A 17,457-nucleotide genomic window follows, 5' to 3' on the forward strand; every position below is an offset into this window, starting at 1 on the left:
TGCTGCCTTTGCCTGCGCAGGCCGCGTGGCCGATCTGAAGCGGATCGGATATGTTCAAGTGTTCGCTTCGTCGATTCGCGGGCCATGGGAGACCAACACGATGATCAAGATCGCAGAAGCCCTGCCGTTTCAGCCGACGCCGCTGTGGAAGCTGGTGGTGCAGGCTGGCGTCACGCACGCGGTGGTGTTCTTCGACTATGCTCGACTGCATGAGGACCGGCCATGGGAATACCAGCCGCTGCGCGATCTGAAAGAACGTGTTGAAAAGGCCGGGCTGGAACTGGCGGTGATCGAGTCCTCCCCGCCGATGGACAAGATCCGCCTGGGATTGCCCGGACGCGACGAGGAAATCGATTTGTTCTGCACCATGCTGCGGAACATGGGCCAGCTTGGCATTCCGGTGGTCTGCTACAACTTCATGGCGGGGATAAGCTGGCAGCGGACGGACATGGCGATTCCTTCGCGCGGCGGAGCGCTGGTGACCGGCTTTCGCCTGGACGCCATGAAAGGCCCGCCCCTGACCGAGTATGGCGTGGTGCCCGAGCAGCGGCTGTGGGAGCACCTGGAATACTTCCTGAAGCGCGTGGTGCCCGTGGCGGAGAAGGCTCGCGTCAAACTGGCGATGCACCCGGATGATCCGCCGCTGTCGCCGCTGCGCGGCATTGCGCGGATCATGAGCAGCGTCGAGGGCTTCCAGCGCCTGATCGAGATGGTCCCCAGCGAGTACAATGGCATCACGCTCTGCCAGGGGAATTTCACGCTGATGACCCGGGACTTGCCCGGGGTCATCCGGCATTTCGGGAAGCAGGGCAGGATCCACTTCGTGCACTTCCGCGATGTGCGCGGCACGCCGGATAACTTCGTCGAGACCTTCCATGAAGCCGGGCAGACCGACATGCTCGCGTGCATGCGGGCGTACAAGGACATCGGCTTTGAGGGAGTTCTGCGACCGGACCACGTGCCGACGCTTGAAGGCGACAGCAACGACAACCCGTGCTATTCGAGCATCGGACGGCTGCTGGCGATCGGGTACATCACCGGCCTGCGCGAAGCGGTGTACGGAAAGCCCGCCTGAGCCGGCGGGGCCGAATCAACCGCACTTGCATTCGGCGTCAATTCAGCGCACGCTCGGCACTTGTGACTGATGCGACCAGCATTCTCGCGCAACATGCACAACGGATAAGCGCCTGCCTGCGCGACTTTCTGAGGCAGCAGGCGGATCAGACCCCGCGGCAACTGATCGAAGCCATCGAGTACTCCCTGCTTGCGGGCGGAAAGCGCATCAGGCCGGCACTCGTGCTCGAATCCTGGCGCGCCTGCCGAGCAACGGCTTTGTCCGAGCCGACGGCGCTGGCGGCGGCGGCGGCGGTGGAGCTGGTTCACACCTTCTCGCTGGTCCATGACGATCTGCCCGCCATGGACGACGACGACCTGCGACGCGGAAAGCCCACCAGCCACAAGGTCTTTGGCGAAGCGATGGCGATCCTGGCCGGCGACGCGATGGTCACGCTGGCGTTCGAGCTGCTGGCCAGGCGCGCCGAGGCCGAGCTGGCGCCGCTGCTGGTGGCCGAGCTTGCCCGCGCCGCCGGTCCAACGGGGATGATTGGCGGCCAGGTTCTGGACATCGGAGCGGAAAACCAGACCCTCTCGCTGGCACAGCTTCAGCAGGTGCACCGGATGAAAACCGGCGCGTTGCTGGTGGCCAGTTGCCGGATGGGCGCCATCGCCGCCCGTGCCGATCGAGAAAAGCTCGATGCACTCACGTCGTTTGCCGAACACCTGGGGCTGGCTTTTCAGATTGTGGATGACATCCTCGATGTCACGGCAAGCCCGGAACAATTGGGCAAGGCAACCAACAAGGACCGCACGCGGGGCAAGAATACCTACCCCGCGCTGCTGGGCTTGGACGCCAGCCGCTCCGAAGCCCGCCGCCAGCTCGACGCAGCCATCGCCGCCCTTGCCAACCTGGATCAAGCCGCCGACGGGCTTCGCAGCTTAGCAAGCTTCGCGGTGGAGCGGCAGATGTAGCGGCTTCATCAACTTCCTGTCAGATCACAACTTATGCCCGATGCGATACCGGTACTCTGCCGATCTTCAGCCACTGTGGTACGTATTACTCTTTGTGCATAAACTGCGAAAGGTAAAGAAGATGAATACAAAACGAGCCACGACTGGCGGCTTGGACGGCGTACTTTCGGATCCGCGAGTCCTGCGAGCAAATCGGGGCGAAGAGCTGGGGATTTGGTACTCGGCACCGGGCGTCGTGCAAGTCCTGACAGAAACCGAGCATCCGGATGAATACTGGGCTGATCTGAAGGCCCGGGAGCCGGCGCTGGCGCGGCTGGCGGAGAGCGTCGAGTTCCAGGTCGATGAAGACGGCCGGACCGTCACCACCGATGCGCTGGATCTGGAGGGCGTGCTGCGGCTGATTCAGTCGATTCCTTCCCCTCGCGCCGAGCGCATCAAGCGGTGGATGGCCGAATCCGCCCGGCAGCGTATCGAGGAAGCGGAGAATCCCGAGTTGGCCCTGGTGCGAGCGCGAAAGCTTTATGAGCAGCGGGGTTACTCGCGACGGTGGATCGACAAGCGGCTGCGGGGAGTCAGCGCTCGCCACGAGCTGACCGCCGAGTGGTTCCGCCGCGGTGCGCGTGAAAGTGAGCAGTACCGGGCGTTGACCAACGAGCTGATCCGCTCGGCGTTCGGCATGGACGTGGAGGGCTATCGGCGGTACAAAGGTCTGTCCGGCACCAGCGCCAACCTGCGCGACCACATGACCGACCTGGAGTTGGCGTTGGTAACGCTGGCGGAAACGACGGCGGCGGTGCTGCACCGCGGACGGGGCTCGGAAGGATTCGAGCGTCTTCTGGCTGATGTACGCGATGCGGGCAGGATTGTCGCCGCAACCGCCGCGCAGATCGCCCAGGGCGTCGGCGCAGCGGTGACGCAGCCAGTGAGTCGTGTCGGTCCGCGCTCGACGGAAGATGCGCACGACCGGGCGCCTGCGCAGACCACCAAGCCCGCGCAGCATGCCGCCTGAGATGGCGTGGTGAAAATCGTGAAACTTCAGCCACGCGCCGACCATGGGCTTATGATGGGGCACGATCAGGGACGATCAGGGTTCACGGGAGGTTCTTTCGGGAATGTCGCTGCTTGACCAGATTGCTTCGCCGGGCGACCTGCGGAAGCTGTCGCTGTCCGAGCTGGCTGAACTGGCGCAGGAGCTGCGCCAGCGGATCTTCGATTCCGTCAGTCGCAACGGCGGCCACCTGGCGTCCAACCTCGGCGTGGTCGAACTCACGATTGCCCTGCATTATGTCTACGACTTCGGTCCATACCCTCAGGGACCGGACCGGCTGCTGTGGGACGTGGGGCATCAGTGCTACGCGCACAAGATGCTCACCGGACGGGCGGCACAGTTCCAGCGGCTGCGGAAAAAGGGATCCATCAGCGGCTTTCCATCCCCCGAAGAATCGGCTTACGACCTGTTCGCGGTCGGTCATGCCGGTACGGCGATCTCGACGGCCGTCGGCCTGGCGCGCGGCGACGCGCAGATCGGGCGGCAGAGCAACGTCGTCGCCGTCGTCGGCGACGCCAGCATCGTCAACGGACTGGCCTTTGAAGGCCTGAACAACGCCGGAACACTCAAACGCCAGATGTTGATCGTGCTGAACGACAACGGCATGAGCATCTCGGCTCCGCAGGGCGCGCTGGCGCATTACCTGGAACGCGTCCGCGTCTCCAGCACCTACGACGAATTCAAACGCATCAGCAAGAAGATCGTCCACGAGCTGCCCACCAGCATCGGCTCACGCATCGAGTACATGTGGCGGCACTTCACCGCGGGCGTGAAGAGCACGTTCTGGCCGGGGCAGATCTTCGAGTCGCTGGGCATCAAATACATGGGTCCGCTGGACGGCCATGATCTGCCCGGGCTGATCAACATGCTCGGGGAGATCAAGCACGTGCAGGCGCCGGTGCTGCTGCACGTCAAGACGGTCAAGGGACAGGGATATGAGCTGGTTGCTTCCGAACCGACCAAGATGCACAGCCCCAGCTCGTTCGTCGTGACCGACTGCGGCGTGCAGATCAGCCGGCCACAGGGCAAATCCTGGACCAGCGCATTCGCCGACGCCCTGATCGCCATCGCGCGGCAGAACCCGCGGGTGGTGGCGCTGACCGCCGCCATGCCCGATGGCACGGGGCTGAGCAAGTTCGAGAAGGAGCTGCCCGACCGATACCAGGACACCGGAATCTGCGAGTCGCACCTGGTCGCGATGGCGGCGGGGATGTGCAAGGCCGGGCTGCGTCCGGTCGCGGCGATTTATTCCACGTTCATCCAGCGCGCGTTTGATCAGATCTGGCAGGAAGTGGTGCTCAATCACCTGCCGGTGGTGTTCTGCATGGACCGCGCCGGGTATGTCGGCGACGACGGAGCCGTGCATCACGGCTTCATGGACCAGGCCTTCCTGCGCCCGATGCCGGGAATGGTTCTGATGGCCCCCAGCGATGAGGCGGAACTGAATCGCGCCCTGCGATTGGCACTGAAGCTGGAAGTGCCCTGTGCGCTGCGCTATCCGCGCGACAACGTCCCGGCCAGCAACTTCGAAGACACCATCGATCCGTTGCTTCGCGATGCCGCCAGCCAGGAGTGGTCGCTGGGCCGAAGCCGCACGCTGCGTCGTGGACGCGATGCAACGATCATCGTATACGGCGCGCTGGCGGAGAACGCGATGCAGGCGGCGGAGCAACTGGCCGAAGAAGGCATCGATGTCGAAGTCATCGACGCCCGCTTTTGCAAGCCTCTGGATGGCGAGATGCTGGCGCGCGTGCTGCGGCCCGGGCATCCGGCGCTCACGCTGGAGGATCACTCGCTGCTGAACGGCTTTGGCACGGCCGTGGCCGAGCACGCGGTAGCCCACCACCTGCCCACGGCGCAGCTCACGCGGCTGGGCATGCCCGACCGACTGATGCCTCACGCCAGCCGCAAGGAACAGCTCGCCGAAGTCGGGCTGGACGTGCCGGGCATCATGCGAAGCGTTCGCGACGCGCTGGCGCGCCGCCCCGCCGCGCAGGTCGCCGCCCACGTCTCGAACCCGGGCTAGATGCAGGATCAGAACAGCTTCAGCTTCGGCAGGTCGCTGTAGCCCATGAGGAACTTGTCCACGCCGTGAGCGGCGCAGCGACCTTCGGAAATGGCCCACACCACCAGCGACTGACCGCGGCGCATGTCTCCGGCACTGAAGACCCCGGGCACGCTGGTCATGTAGTCGTCGTCCACCAGCACGTTGCCACGGGCGTCAAGCTTCAGCCCGAGCTGTCCGACCGGGCCGTCGTGTTCGGGGCCGAGGAATCCCAGTGCCAGCAGGCACAGGTCGCAATCCAGCTCGAACTCGCTGCCGGGGATCTCGCTGCTGACCCATCGCCCCGAGGGATCTTTTTTCCATTCCAGCCGCACGGCGTGGAGCTTTTTGACCACTCCGTTTTCGCCCGTGAACTTTCTGGTATTGATCGAGAAGTCGCGGATGTCGTGCCCGATTTTGACGGCGGCCTCCTCATGGGCGCTGCTGGTGCGGAAGATCATCGGCCAGTAGGGCCAGGGCATGTCCGGCGTGCGAGCGTCGGGTGGCCGGCTGAGCAGCTCGAATTGCCGGACACTGGCGCAGCCCTGTCGCAGAGCGGTGCCCAGACAGTCGGCGCCGGTATCCCCGCCGCCCAGGATGATCACATGCTTGTCTTTGGCGTGAATCTGGTTGGGCACGGTCTCGCCCAGGCTCACGCGGTTGGCCTGCGGCAGGTACTCCATGGCAAAATGGATGCCCTTAAGCTCCCGCCCCGGGACGGGCAGATCCCGTGGCCGGGTGGCTCCGCCGCACAGAACAATCGCGTCAAAGTCCTGACGAAGCTGCTCGATCTTCACATCGCGGCCGACGTTGGCGTTGGTGATGAAGCGGATGCCCTCGGCCTCCATGAGCTTCACGCGGCGTTCGACGAAGCGTTTTTCAAGCTTGAACTGGGGGATGCCGTAGGTGAGCAGTCCGCCGACGCGATCGGCGCGCTCGAAGACGGTGACCCAGTGCCCGGCCTTGTTGAGCTGTGCCGCGCACGCCAGTCCCGCCGGACCGGAGCCGACGATTGCCACCTTCTTGCCCGTGCGCGTTGCGGGCGGCCGGGGCTTGACCCACCCCTGATCGAAGGCGTGTTCGATGATGTTGACTTCGATATTCTTGATCGTCACCGGCTTTTCGTTGATCCCCAGCACGCAGGCTTCCTCGCAGGGCGCGGGGCAGACACGTCCGGTGAACTCCGGGAAGTTGTTGGTCTTGTGCAGCATCGCCAGCGCCTCGCGCCAGCGATTGCGGTAGACCAGATCGTTCCATTCCGGGATCAGGTTGCCCAGAGGACAGCCCACCGAATCGGTCAGAGGGTTTGGACCTCGAACATTGCCGTGACAGAACGGGATGCCACAGTCCATGCACCGCGCGCCCTGGGCACGCAGCTTCTCCTCCGGAAAATCCAGATAGATTTCGTTCCAGTCCAGCACCCGCAACTCAACCGGGCGACGCTTGGGCGTCTCGCGGGGGATCTCCTTGAAGCCAGTGGGTTTGCCCATCTCAGTTCACTTTCCGTCGATCAACCAGTTTCAGACCCGGTGCATACGTATCCGCCCGGGAGCGTTTCGGCCGGCACGCGTGGCGAGGATGTTTTCGACGGTGGTTGCCATCACGCCTGGATTATACGGCCATGTCATTCTCGCGACGTTCAGACGGTTGCCGTCTGCCGCTGCGCCAGCTTGCGCGCCCGCTCCTCCACCTCCGCCTGGTGTTCCAGCACACGACGGTAATCCGTCGGCATCACCTTCACGAACCAGCGGATCTCGTTCTCAAAGTCAGCCAGGATGTTCTTAGCGACCGGCGAGCCGGTGTACCGTGCGTGGTTCTCCAGCAGCCGCTTGATGGTGGCGATATCCTCGGGCTTGTCGGGCTTTTCCAGCTCCACCATCTCGGTGTTGCACAGTCGCTCGAACAGCGAGTTGTCGTCGTAGACGTAGGCGATGCCGCCGCTCATGCCGGCGGCGAAGTTGCGTCCAGTCGGGCCGATCACCACCACGCGCCCGCCGGTCATGTACTCGCAGCCGTGGTCCCCCACACCCTCCACCACCGCATACACGCCGCTGTTGCGCACGCAGAACCGCTCGCCAACCACCCCGCGGATATAGACCTCTCCGGCGATCGCGCCGTAACAGATCACGTTGCCGGCGATGATGTTCTCCTCGGCCTTGAACTTCGAAGCCTTCGGCGGATAGACGATGATCTTCCCGCCGCTCAGGCCCTTGCCCAGGTAGTCATTGGCATCGCCCTCCAGTTCCAGCGTGAGCCCCTTGGCGGCGAAACATCCGAAGCTCTGCCCCGCCGAGCCGGTGAACTTGAAGTGAATCGTGTCATCCGGCAGGCCGGCAAAACCGTACTTGCGGGCGATCAGCCCGCTGAGCGTGGCGCCCACCGTGCGGTGCACGTTCTTGATCTCCAGCTCGGCCCGCACCTTCTCGCCGCGCTCCAGCGCCGGCTCGGCCAGCTTGATCAGACACTTGTGGTCCAGCGAGTTCTCCAGCCCGTGCTCCTGCTTCTGTGTGTTGTAGCGCGTGTCGCCGGGGCGAAGCTCGGGCATGTGCAGGATCACCGACAGATCCAGATGCCGCGCCTTCCAGTGGTTGGACACGTCAGCGAACTCCAGCATGTCGCAACGCCCCACCATCTCATTGACCGTGCGGAACCCAAGCTCGGCCATGATCTGCCGCAGCTCCTCGGCCACGAAGAACATGAAGTTGATCACGTGCTCGGGTTTTCCGGCGAACTTGCGGCGAAGCTCCGGATCCTGCGTGGCCACGCCCACAGGACACGTGTTCAGGTGGCAGACGCGCATCATGATGCATCCGGTGGCGATCAGCGGCGCGGTGGCAAACCCCACCTCCTCGGCTCCCAGCAGGAATGCGATCGCCACATCACGCCCGGTCTTGATCTGACCGTCGGTCTGAAGCACCACCCGCCCGCGAAGACCGTTCATCACCAGCGTCTGCTGGGTCTCGGCGAGGCCCAGTTCCCAGGGCAGGCCGGCGTGCTTGATGCTCGTCAGCGGGCTGGCGCCGGTCCCGCCCGAATCCCCGCTGATCAGAATGTGATCCGCCTTGGCCTTGGCCACGCCTGCCGCGACGGTGCCGACCCCAACCTCGCTGACCAGCTTCACGCTTACCCGCGCCTGTGGATTGGCGTTTTTCAGGTCGTGAATGAGCTGCGCCAGGTCCTCGATGGAGTAGATGTCGTGATGCGGCGGGGGCGAAATCAGTCCCACGCCGGGCGTGGAATGCCGGATCTTGCCGACATACTCATCGACCTTGTGCCCGGGGAGCTGCCCGCCCTCGCCCGGCTTGGCGCCCTGCGCCATTTTGATCTGAAGCTCATCGGCGTTGACCAGATACTCGACGGTCACGCCGAAACGTCCGGAGGCCACCTGCTTGATCGCACTGCGCCGCCAGTCACCGTTGGGATCCGGCTTGAAGCGGTCCGGGTCTTCGCCTCCCTCGCCGGTGTTGGATTTGCCTCCGATGCGGTTCATCGCGATCGCCAGCGTCTCGTGCGCCTCGCGCGAGATCGATCCGAAGCTCATCGCGCCGGTGGCGAATCGCTTGACGATCTGGCTGGCCGGCTCGACTTCCTCGATCGGCACCGGCGGCTGCACCCCCTTGCGGAACTGAAGCAGCCCGCGCAGCGTGCAGCGGTTGCGCGATTCATCATTGCACAGCCGGCTGAAGTCCTGAAACGTCTTGAACGAGTCGATACGCACCGCGTGCTGGAGCTTGGCCACCGTGTCCGGGTTCCACATGTGGTATTCCCCGTCACGCCGCCACTGGTAAAAGCCCCCGCTGCTGAGCACGTCCTGATCGACCTCGATCGGCGGAAAACCCTTGCGGTGACGCATCAGGCACTCCCGCGCGATCACGTCGATCCCCACCCCCTTGATGCGGCTGGGGGTGTGCGTGAAGTAGCGGTCGATCAGCTCCTCGCTCAATCCGATCGCCTCGAAGATCTGCGCCCCGCGGTAGGACTGGATCGTGCTGATCCCCATCTTCGAGGCCACCTTCAGAATCGCCTTGTTCGCGGCCTTGATGTAGTTCTTCTTGGCCTGTTCCAGCGTCAGCTCGCGAGGCAGAAGGCCTTCCTTGTGCAGATCGGCGATGGTCTCGAAGACCAGATACGGATTGATCGCGCCGGCGCCGTAGCCGATCAGCAGGCAGAAGTGGTGCGCCTCGCGCGCCTCGCCGGTCTCGATCACCAGCCCGCACTGCGTGCGCGTGCCTTCGCGGATCAGGTGGTGATGAACCGCGCTGGTCGCCAGCAGCGCCGGGATCGGCGCGTGGTCACGATCCACGCCGCGATCCGACAGCACCAGAATCGACGCCCCATCCCTGACCGCCTGCGCGGCGCTGGCCATCAGCTCCTCCAGCGCCTTGTGCAGCCCCTCCTCGCCGTCGGCGACGTTGAACAGCATCGGCAGGGTCACCGCCCGCAGGTCCCCCACCGCCACCTGCCGCAGCTTCTCCAGATCATTGTTGCTGAGGATCGGCTGCTTGAGCTTGACCAGGTGCGCTGCCCGCGGGGATTCCTCCAGCAGGTTCCCCTCACGCCCCAGGTACGTGAACATCGACGTGACCAGCTCCTCGCGGATCGCGTCCAGTGGCGGGTTGGTCACCTGCGCGAAAAGCTGCTTGAAATAGTTGTACAGCAGCACCGGACGGTCGCTCAGGCACGCCAGCGGCGTGTCGGCGCCCATCGATCCCACCGCCTCCTCGCCACGCGTGGCCATCGGCGTGATGATCATCTTCAGGTCTTCGTTGGTGTACCCGAAGGCGTGCTGCCGCTGGAGCAGGGTCTCATGATCCGGCTGATGCACGTAATCCGGCGCCGGCAGCGAGTCCAGCTCGATCATGTTCTCATCGAGCCACCGCCGCCATGGACGCCGATCCATCAGCTCGCGCTTGATCTCGTAGTCGTCGATGATCCGACCCTTCTTCGTGTCGATCAGGAAGATCTTGCCCGGCTGAAGCCGCCACTTCTTGACCACATCTTCCGGATTGACCGGCAGGACCCCGACCTCCGAGGCCATGATGCACAGGTCGTCGCGGGTGACGTAGTAGCGGCTGGGGCGAAGCCCGTTGCGGTCCAGCACCGCGCCGATCTGTTCGCCGTTGGTGAACGCGATGCTCGCCGGGCCATCCCATGGCTCCATCAGGCAGGCGTGATACTCGTAAAACGCCTTCAGGTCCGGGTCCATGAGGCTGTGGTTCTGCCAGGCCTCGGGGATCAGCATCAGCACCGCATGCGCCAGCGATCGACCGTTGACGCACAGGAACTGAAGCATGTTGTCCAGCGTGGCCGAGTCCGAGCCGGATTCGGTCAGGATCGGGAACAACTTGCTCAGCTCGTCGCCGAACACGTCCGATTGAAGCGAGGCATACCGCGCCCGCATCCAGTTGCGATTGCCCCGCAGCGTGTTGATCTCCCCGTTGTGCGCCAGGTAGCGGAACGGATGCGCCAGCCGCCAGCTCGGAAAGGTGTTGGTGCTGAACCGCGAGTGAACGATCGCAAAGTGGCTTTGAAAATCGGGGTCGCTCAGGTCCGGGTAATACCCGCGCAACTGCCTGGCCGTCAGCATCCCCTTGTACACCATCCGGTTGGTCGATAGCAGGTTGATGTAGAACACCTGCTTGGCTTCCGGCGAAACATCCGGGCCAAACTCGACCTGGTTTTCGGTGAGCTGGCGGACCAGATACATCCGGCGGTTGAAGTCGCTGCGGTTGTAAAACGTCTCGCCCATGCCGATAAAGCACTGGCGAATGCGCGGCTCCATCCGCCGCGGCGTGGGACCGACGAAGTTCTCGTTCGTCGGCACGTCACGCCACCCCAGAACCGTCATCCCAAACGCCCGAACCGTGTTCTCAAGGATCCGCTCGCACTCCAGCCGGGCCACCAGATCCTTCGGCAAGAAGCACATCGCCACCCCGTACTCCCCGAACTTGGGCAGCTTAAAGCCCCACTTCTTGGCTTCGCGGCGGAAGAACTTGTCGGGCGTGGCCATCATGATCCCCGCCCCGTCGCCGCTATCCACCTCGCACCCGCAGGCGCCGCGGTGATTCATGTTCTCCAGCATCTCCAGCGCGTTCTGGATGAGCTTGTTGCTGGCCTTGCCTTTGATGTGGCAGATGAACCCCACCCCACAGGCATCATGCTCAAAGGCCGGATGATACAACCCCTGCGGCGGCGGCAGGCCGGCAAGGCGCATCGATCGATTCGCTGGGCGCTGGTCGTACTGCATCATGTCCAATTCCACGTTCGCAAAGTCCGATTTTCGAGCAGCGGGAGTATAGGGCAGTGCGCCCCGGACGCAACGGAATTGTACCTATACCATTCCGCTGAGCGCATAGCCCCGCCCATTTTGTCGGCAACAACGCCGACAATTGCCCGGCGTGCCCAATTTATAGGCACAACAGACCGAGTATGTCGCTGATTTTCCCTAATGCAAGATGTGTTCCACCGCAGCCTGCTCACAGAACCTCAGAACCCCCGCAGGCTCGTGCTTGAACGTCGGGCCAGCCCGGGCTTGGGCAAACGCTTCAGAACCCGGTACTCGATCCCGTGATCCTGGCAAAACGCGCGCTTCTCGGGCCTGTCTCCATCCTCGTTCACCACATAAATGTCCGGGCGAATCTTCAGGAATTCCGGCTCGGCGTCCATCCATCCCTGACCGCTGGAGATCAACGCTTCGGTCACGTAGCGGATCGATCCGACGATGTAGCGCCGCTCGGTCGCGGGAAACAGCGGATGGCCTTCGCCTTTGAGCAGCCGGATGTTCGCGTCGTGCCCCACAACCACGTAAAGATCTCCCAGCTCCGAGCATTCCTCGAAGAAACGCACGTGGCCGCTGTGGAAGTAGTCAAAGCAGCCGGTCACGACGACTTTCGGGCGCGAGCTGCGAGGGTTAAGCGGCACCGCAGGCGGCGGCGGAACCAGCTTCAAGACCCGCTCTTCAATCACACGATATTCGATGCCGTTGGAGCTGGCCCACTGTCGCCCGGCCGGTGTGTCCTCGCCTTCGCGAACGGCGTAGACCTGCGCCTCAACATCGGGATACGACCTCAGGTCGTTGACCACCGCAATCTGCCCCACGTACCGGATCGCCCCAAGCAGATACTGCCGCTCGGCCTGGGGAAACTTCGGCGGCTTGCCGGTCAGTCGCTGGACCAGCTCGTCGGACCAGAGCAGCGCATGCAGACTTTGCCCAAGCCGACCCGCCTCCTCAAGGAAGCGAAAGTCGGCAAACCGCATGTCGTCGAAACTGGACGAGACAAGAATCGTTTTCACGTTCACGGGCTCAGCAGTCTCAATGAACAATGACACCGGCACGATGGCGCCATCATGGCGGGCCCAGTCGCACTTTGATTTTGAACGCGCCGGGCACCGGCTCCTCGGAAACCACATACAGGTAGCCGCCACCGCAGCCGCTGTACATCGCCCCGGCGTAGCGCGACTGGTAATACTCCAGCAGTCCCGGCAGGTCGATCTCGATTGTCGGATGCCTCAGCACGTGCGGCAGAAGCGTCGCCCAGCACTTCATGCAGCGGTTCATCGATTCGCCCAGGCCGCGCAGATCGCAGCTCACGATCGCATCGAAGCAGTCTTTGCCGCTGCGGCCCAGCTCCGCAATCCACAGCGGGTCCAGGTTCTTCACGCCAAGCGGGCTGTAGCCCGGCGGTCGCGGCGCCACCGCGATCACATGCACCACCTGCTCGATCCACCGGGCAATCCTCGGGTCCGTGTTCGACTCGATGTGCCGCGGAAACACCCCGCCTTCAAAACGGCAGTCATAGTCCAGACGATTCACCCCCGGATACAGCAGCCCGATCATGTCCTGCGATCCGGAAGGCTCGGCAAGGTCCTTGTTCTCCTCGGCGTACAAGTCTCTGACCAGTTGCTGCGGCGAGCGGTCTTTGGGCAGTCCCTCCGGCCACATCCGCAGCGCCACCTTGCGTGTGCCTGTGGCCATGCCGGAACGATCCATGAACCTCACGATCGGCTCCAGCCCCACCACCACCATCGAGCCGACCCCGTCGGGATTCAACCGCGACACGAACGGCTGGTCGATCCATCCCCCCGCCAACGCCATCCGATACGGAATGTGGCCAATGACCGAAGTCAGCTCACGCATGGGCAATGAACCAATGATCGCACCACTTGATGACCAATGACCAGGCCACGATGACCAAGGGATGACCGGAACTCACCTCCGATTCACTCTCTTGCATTCGGCCCTGGCAATTTTCACAGCACGTCCTTGACCGTTCGCTTGCCCGCCTTGCGGTCCTTGTACTGCTGCTCGATCCACTTGAACGTGGGTCGAAGCCCGTCTTTCAGTTTGGTGGTCGGCTCCCAGTTCAGCACGCTCCTGATGAACGTGTTGTCGCTGTTTCGCCCCGCCACTCCTTTGGGCGCGTCCAGGTCGTAGCGGCGCTTGAGCTTCACCTGCCCGATCTCCTCGACGTAGCTGACCAGATCGTTGATCGACACCAGTTCGCTGGAGCCAAGGTTCACCGGCGTGGCGATCAGCTTCTCGCAGTGCATGATCATGTCGATCCCCTTCGTGCAGTCGTCGATGTACATGAAACTGCGAGTCTGCGTGCCGTCGCCCCAGATCACGATCTCGTCCTTGCCTTCGTACTTGGCCTCGATGACTTTCCGGCAGATCGCCGCGGGAGCCTTCTCCCGACCACCGTCCCAGGTTCCCCACGGACCGTAGACGTTGTGGAATCGCGCGATGAACGTCTTGAGCCCCCGTTCGGCCCAGTATTCCTGGCAGACCATCTCGCTGAACAGCTTCTCCCATCCGTAGCCGCGCTCGGCCATCGCGGGGTAGGCGTCCGACTCCTTCAGCGCCCTGGCCGTGGGAACCTTCTGAAGCTCGGTGTTGTAGGCACAGGCTGATGAGCTGAAAAAGTAGCGCTGCGCTCCGGCGCGGTAGGCGGCCTCGATCATGTGCGTGTTGATCAGCACGCTGCGCAGACACTCCACACGGAAACGCTCGATGAAGCCCATGCCGCCCATATCCGCCGCGAGGTTGTACACCTCCACCGCGTTCTCCGCGGCGCGCATGCACGCCTCCTTGTCCGACAGATCCAGGCAAAGCGACTCGACGCCGGCGCTGCTGGGATGGTGCTGATACCACTGCGGCAGGGGCTTCTTGTCCACCGCCCGAATGTTGGTAAAGCCCTTGTCCAGCAGGTATTTCACCAGTGCCCCGCCGATAAACCCGCCGGCCCCGGTCACCACAATCAGGTCGTTCTTTGCGCAGCTATTGGCAGTCTCGCTCATGTGCACTTGCTCCAGTTTCCCCACGCCCGCTACCCACTGGCCCGTGCTGTCTGTGCTCGGCGGCACAGGATGACACATCGGAACATTGTTCAACTAGCCAGTAACCATATGCGTTGCCATGCCTGATACCAATGACTATTCTTGCCGAATCTATGCCAAAAATTGACCTGGCGCAGGTGCCTTTCTCGGCCCAGATTGCCGAGGCCAGCCGGTTCCACCTGCGGGCGCAGCGGCAAGCTGGGCACCCGCAACTGCGCGTGATTTGCGGTGGGGTCGAGCGTTGTGCCGCCGATTACCAGATCCGCCGCAATACCTTCGCATACTACGGGCTGGAATTTGTCGCCGCGGGCAGGGGTTCGCTCGTGCTGGCCCGCCGCCGATGCCGCCTGGTGCCGGGAACGGCGTTCTCGTATGGCCCAGGAGTGGCGCATCACATCCGCACCGATGCCGACGAGCCGTTGGTCAAGTACTTCGTCGATTTCGCCGGCAGCGCCGCCAGGCGCATGCTGCGCCTGGCCGGGCTCAGCCCTGGCGGCGCAGTCCAGACCGCCGCCCCCGCCGAGGTTGTGCCGATCTTTGACGAGCTGATCCGCAACGGCATGCGAAACTCCGCCCGCAGCGGCGCCATCTGCGCCGCCCTGCTCCAGGCACTGCTGCTGAAGCTGGCCGAAACGCGACTGCCCCTGGGCTCGGTCGAGACCGCCGCCTTTGAGACCTACCAGCGATGCCGCCGGGAATTGGAAGCCCATGCACTTGAACTTCGATCCCTGCAACAACTGGCTCAACGCTGCGGGCTGGACCAGGCGTATCTTTGTCGTCTGTTCCGGCGATTCGACCACCAGAGCCCTTACCAGCGGCTGATGCGGCTGAAGATGAGTCACGCCGCGGCGCGGATGCAAACGCCCGGAACGCTGGTCAAGCAGGTCGCCGCCGAACTGGGTTTCACCGACCCCTGCCACTTCTCTCGCGCGTTCAAGAGCGTGTTTGGGCTGTCGCCCGCTCACCTGCTGCGACAACAGCGGATCACCGCGCGTGCCACGGCGCGTCATCAGCCGCCTGATACTACTTGACCAGACGGATCGCCAAAGGATACCGATACGCCACGCCCTGGTTCGCCTTCACCGCCGCCAGGATGCAGAACACCACATTCAACACCAGGATCACCGGGAAAAGCAGCGCCCCGATGCCGAACGTGATGCACGCCAGTGCCCCGGCCACCACCCACGCGATCAGCAGCGTCAATTGAAAATTCAGCGCCTCCTTGCCCTGATCGTCCACGAACGGGCTGGCGTCCTTCTTGATCAGCCAGATGATCAGCGGCCCCAGGAAACCAGTGAAGATCGCCAGCAGATGGCAGAGCATGGCCATGGTGCGTGCGTCCTGATCCGGCACCGGCCCGGTATACGGCAAGGGCCCTGATCCCGACGAAGGCGTCTGGTAATCAACGGGCTGTGGATTGGGTGACGATCCGGGTGGGTTTGGTCCTTCGCTCATGAGCTGCTCATCCTTGCCTGCGCGCTTTCAGCAGCGCATCTGTGAATGGAGAATCCGAAATGCCCTGTGGCCAGGACACTGTAAATCCGACAAATCCCCCCGTCAATTCCCCATCCACCTGCTCAATCCATAATCCGGTTTACAGCTGCCGCAGGGCCGCGTACAACCCGATTCGCCTGGACTGTCCGACATGCCCGGGACATTCAGCTATACTCGGTCGCATGCGCAAGACACTGGCGGTGATAACGATCCTGGCATGGGGGTTGTGGTTCGGGGGTCAGGTGGCGCTGCTGTTGTTTGTGACGCGGCTGTTCGCCACCAGCCGGGAGCTGGCCAGCAATGCCGCTCCGATCCTGTTCGCGGCCTTTGCCGAATACCAGGTCATCGTGGGCATGGTCGCCTGCGCCGCCGGCACGCTGTTGAGCCTGCTGAGCCGCAGGCCGATCCATGCGATGCTGACTTTGCTGATGCTGCTGGCGCTGGCCGCCGCACTGCTTGTCCGCGGGTGGACTTTTGAGATGAACCGCCTGAGCCGTACTGATGTCCAGCAGATGCGCCGCTTCCAGACGCTGCATCGCCGCTCTGAATATGCCTACACCGCCGCGACCGCAGCACTGCTTGTGGCCGGGATAGGATTGTCGCTCACATCTGCGGCTTCGACGACGCGGCCACCTGAAACAAAGCCAGAAACTGCTGGGGCGTAAGGTTCTCCGGGCGAAGCTGTGGATCCACGCCCGCGACCTGGAGAATCATCGGGTCATATCCCGCCTGCGCCATGGCCCGGCGAAGCGTCTTGCGACGATACGCGAAGACGCGGTGCACAAATCGCGAGAAATCCGCGGCGCAACTGCCCAGCCGATCCTGCCGGATCATCCGCACCAGCGCCGAATCGACCTTCGGCGCCGGCCAGAAGACCTGTGGCGGAAGCGTCCGCAACAGCTCGATCTCAGCCAGCAGTTGCGCGATCACGCTCAGCGGTCCGTACGCCTGCTCGCCCGCCCCGGCCCGCAACCGCTCGGCCACTTCCTTCTGCACCGTGAACACCAGCATCCCCACACCCGCAATCAGCAGCTCGATAATCAGCGGCGAAGCGATGTTGTACGGCAGGTTCGCCACCAGCTTGACGGGTTTTGCCTCATGCACGGCGGCCCGCACCATCGCCTCCAGCTCCCGGTTCAGCGCATACTTTCCCTCCAGCACATCCCCTTCAATCAACTTGAACTTCGGCTGAGCGCCGAACCGTTCCAGTAACAATTTCGCCAAGTCACGGTCGATCTCCACCGCGATGACTCGACCCGCCCGGCTCAGCAGCTCCTCCGTCAAGGTCCCGGTGCCAGGACCGACCTCGATCACCACGTCATCGGGCGTGAGCTGCGCGGATTGGGCGATCAGCCGCACCAGGTTCTGGTCGATCATGAAGTTCTGACCGAACCGCTGCCTTGGCCCGGTGCCGGCCTGCTCGAGATACTTCTGGATCTGCGATTTGGTCTGTGCCATGATCCGTTCAGATTGCCGCCTGCGTCCACCTGATCCGCGGCTTTCTTCC

The 17,457-nt window shown here is 63.4% G+C and carries 13 protein-coding genes; 6 read left to right on the forward strand and 7 right to left on the reverse strand.

Annotation, left to right across the window (positions count from 1 at the left end):
• Positions 1-100: 100 nt before the first annotated feature.
• From ACQS5P_RS05350 to dxs, 4 genes are all read left to right on the forward strand, one after another.
• Entirely contained in the window at positions 101-1,075 is a 975-nt protein-coding gene (locus ACQS5P_RS05350) for a mannonate dehydratase (protein WP_428939870.1), read from the forward strand.
• A 62-nt stretch (positions 1,076-1,137) separates the two neighbouring features.
• Complete coding sequence (locus tag ACQS5P_RS05355; RefSeq protein ID WP_428939871.1) at positions 1,138-2,028, forward strand: polyprenyl synthetase family protein; 891 nt, start codon at positions 1,138-1,140, stop codon at positions 2,026-2,028.
• A 121-nt stretch (positions 2,029-2,149) separates the two neighbouring features.
• Positions 2,150-3,037: a phage antirepressor protein gene (locus ACQS5P_RS05360; protein WP_428939872.1), complete on the forward strand. Its 888-nt coding sequence runs from the start codon at positions 2,150-2,152 to the stop codon at positions 3,035-3,037.
• A gap of 103 nt (positions 3,038-3,140) precedes the next feature.
• Complete coding sequence (gene dxs, locus ACQS5P_RS05365; RefSeq protein ID WP_428939873.1) at positions 3,141-5,102, forward strand: 1-deoxy-D-xylulose-5-phosphate synthase; 1,962 nt, start codon at positions 3,141-3,143, stop codon at positions 5,100-5,102.
• A gap of 8 nt (positions 5,103-5,110) precedes the next feature.
• Here dxs and ACQS5P_RS05370 read toward each other — a convergent pair whose 3' ends face one another.
• The 5 genes from ACQS5P_RS05370 to ACQS5P_RS05390 form a co-directional block, all read right to left on the reverse strand.
• A complete protein-coding gene (locus ACQS5P_RS05370; RefSeq protein ID WP_428939874.1) occupies positions 5,111-6,610 on the reverse strand; it encodes a glutamate synthase subunit beta in 1,500 nt (499 codons plus the stop codon).
• Positions 6,611-6,759: 149 nt separating this feature from the next.
• The gene (gltB, locus tag ACQS5P_RS05375; RefSeq protein ID WP_428939875.1) at positions 6,760-11,334 is read right to left on the reverse strand and encodes a glutamate synthase large subunit; all 4,575 of its coding nucleotides are present in this window, start codon (positions 11,332-11,334) and stop codon (positions 6,760-6,762) included.
• Between the two features lie 272 nt (positions 11,335-11,606).
• Entirely contained in the window at positions 11,607-12,413 is an 807-nt protein-coding gene (locus tag ACQS5P_RS05380; RefSeq protein ID WP_428939876.1) for an adenylyltransferase/cytidyltransferase family protein, read from the reverse strand.
• Between the two features lie 52 nt (positions 12,414-12,465).
• Complete coding sequence (locus ACQS5P_RS05385; protein WP_428939877.1) at positions 12,466-13,257, reverse strand: hypothetical protein; 792 nt, start codon at positions 13,255-13,257, stop codon at positions 12,466-12,468.
• A 113-nt stretch (positions 13,258-13,370) separates the two neighbouring features.
• Positions 13,371-14,417, reverse strand: coding sequence for an NAD-dependent epimerase/dehydratase family protein (locus ACQS5P_RS05390; RefSeq protein ID WP_428939878.1), 1,047 nt, complete (start codon positions 14,415-14,417; stop codon positions 13,371-13,373).
• Positions 14,418-14,569: 152 nt separating this feature from the next.
• Here ACQS5P_RS05390 and ACQS5P_RS05395 point away from each other — a divergent pair, with 152 nt between their 5' ends.
• Positions 14,570-15,487 (forward strand): AraC family transcriptional regulator, encoded by a 918-nt coding sequence (locus ACQS5P_RS05395; protein ID WP_428939879.1) that lies wholly within the window; start codon positions 14,570-14,572, stop codon positions 15,485-15,487.
• On the opposite strand, the gene ACQS5P_RS05400 is transcribed toward ACQS5P_RS05395, so the two are convergent.
• Positions 15,480-15,911: a DUF4870 domain-containing protein gene (locus tag ACQS5P_RS05400; RefSeq protein WP_428939880.1), complete on the reverse strand. Its 432-nt coding sequence runs from the start codon at positions 15,909-15,911 to the stop codon at positions 15,480-15,482. The two genes, ACQS5P_RS05395 and ACQS5P_RS05400, sit on opposite strands and share 8 nt — an antisense overlap.
• Before the next feature lie 281 nt (positions 15,912-16,192).
• Between ACQS5P_RS05400 and ACQS5P_RS05405 the strand changes: the two genes are divergently transcribed.
• Positions 16,193-16,615 (forward strand): hypothetical protein, encoded by a 423-nt coding sequence (locus ACQS5P_RS05405; protein WP_428939881.1) that lies wholly within the window; start codon positions 16,193-16,195, stop codon positions 16,613-16,615.
• Here ACQS5P_RS05405 and rsmA read toward each other — a convergent pair.
• Positions 16,554-17,408, reverse strand: a complete 855-nt coding sequence (gene rsmA, locus ACQS5P_RS05410; RefSeq protein WP_428939882.1) for a 16S rRNA (adenine(1518)-N(6)/adenine(1519)-N(6))-dimethyltransferase RsmA — start codon at positions 17,406-17,408, stop codon at positions 16,554-16,556. The genes ACQS5P_RS05405 and rsmA overlap by 62 nt on opposite strands.
• Positions 17,409-17,457 lie beyond the last annotated feature (49 nt).

The organism is Fontivita pretiosa, from assembly GCF_050410795.1.
GTDB lineage: Bacteria > Planctomycetota > Phycisphaerae > Tepidisphaerales > Tepidisphaeraceae > Fontivita > Fontivita pretiosa.

Coding starts and splice junctions, on each gene's coding strand:
- ACQS5P_RS05350 (WP_428939870.1), top strand. CDS start 101: ATGATCAAGATCGCAGAAGCCCTGCCGTTTCAGCCGACGCCGCTGTGG.
- ACQS5P_RS05360 (WP_428939872.1), top strand. CDS start 2,150: ATGAATACAAAACGAGCCACGACTGGCGGCTTGGACGGCGTACTTTCG.
- dxs (WP_428939873.1), top strand. CDS start 3,141: ATGTCGCTGCTTGACCAGATTGCTTCGCCGGGCGACCTGCGGAAGCTG.
- ACQS5P_RS05370 (WP_428939874.1), bottom strand. CDS start 6,610: ATGGGCAAACCCACTGGCTTCAAGGAGATCCCCCGCGAGACGCCCAAG.
- gltB (WP_428939875.1), bottom strand. CDS start 11,334: ATGCGCCTTGCCGGCCTGCCGCCGCCGCAGGGGTTGTATCATCCGGCC.
- ACQS5P_RS05385 (WP_428939877.1), bottom strand. CDS start 13,257: ATGCGTGAGCTGACTTCGGTCATTGGCCACATTCCGTATCGGATGGCG.
- ACQS5P_RS05390 (WP_428939878.1), bottom strand. CDS start 14,417: ATGAGCGAGACTGCCAATAGCTGCGCAAAGAACGACCTGATTGTGGTG.
- ACQS5P_RS05395 (WP_428939879.1), top strand. CDS start 14,570: ATGCCAAAAATTGACCTGGCGCAGGTGCCTTTCTCGGCCCAGATTGCC.
- ACQS5P_RS05400 (WP_428939880.1), bottom strand. CDS start 15,911: ATGAGCGAAGGACCAAACCCACCCGGATCGTCACCCAATCCACAGCCC.
- rsmA (WP_428939882.1), bottom strand. CDS start 17,408: ATGGCACAGACCAAATCGCAGATCCAGAAGTATCTCGAGCAGGCCGGC.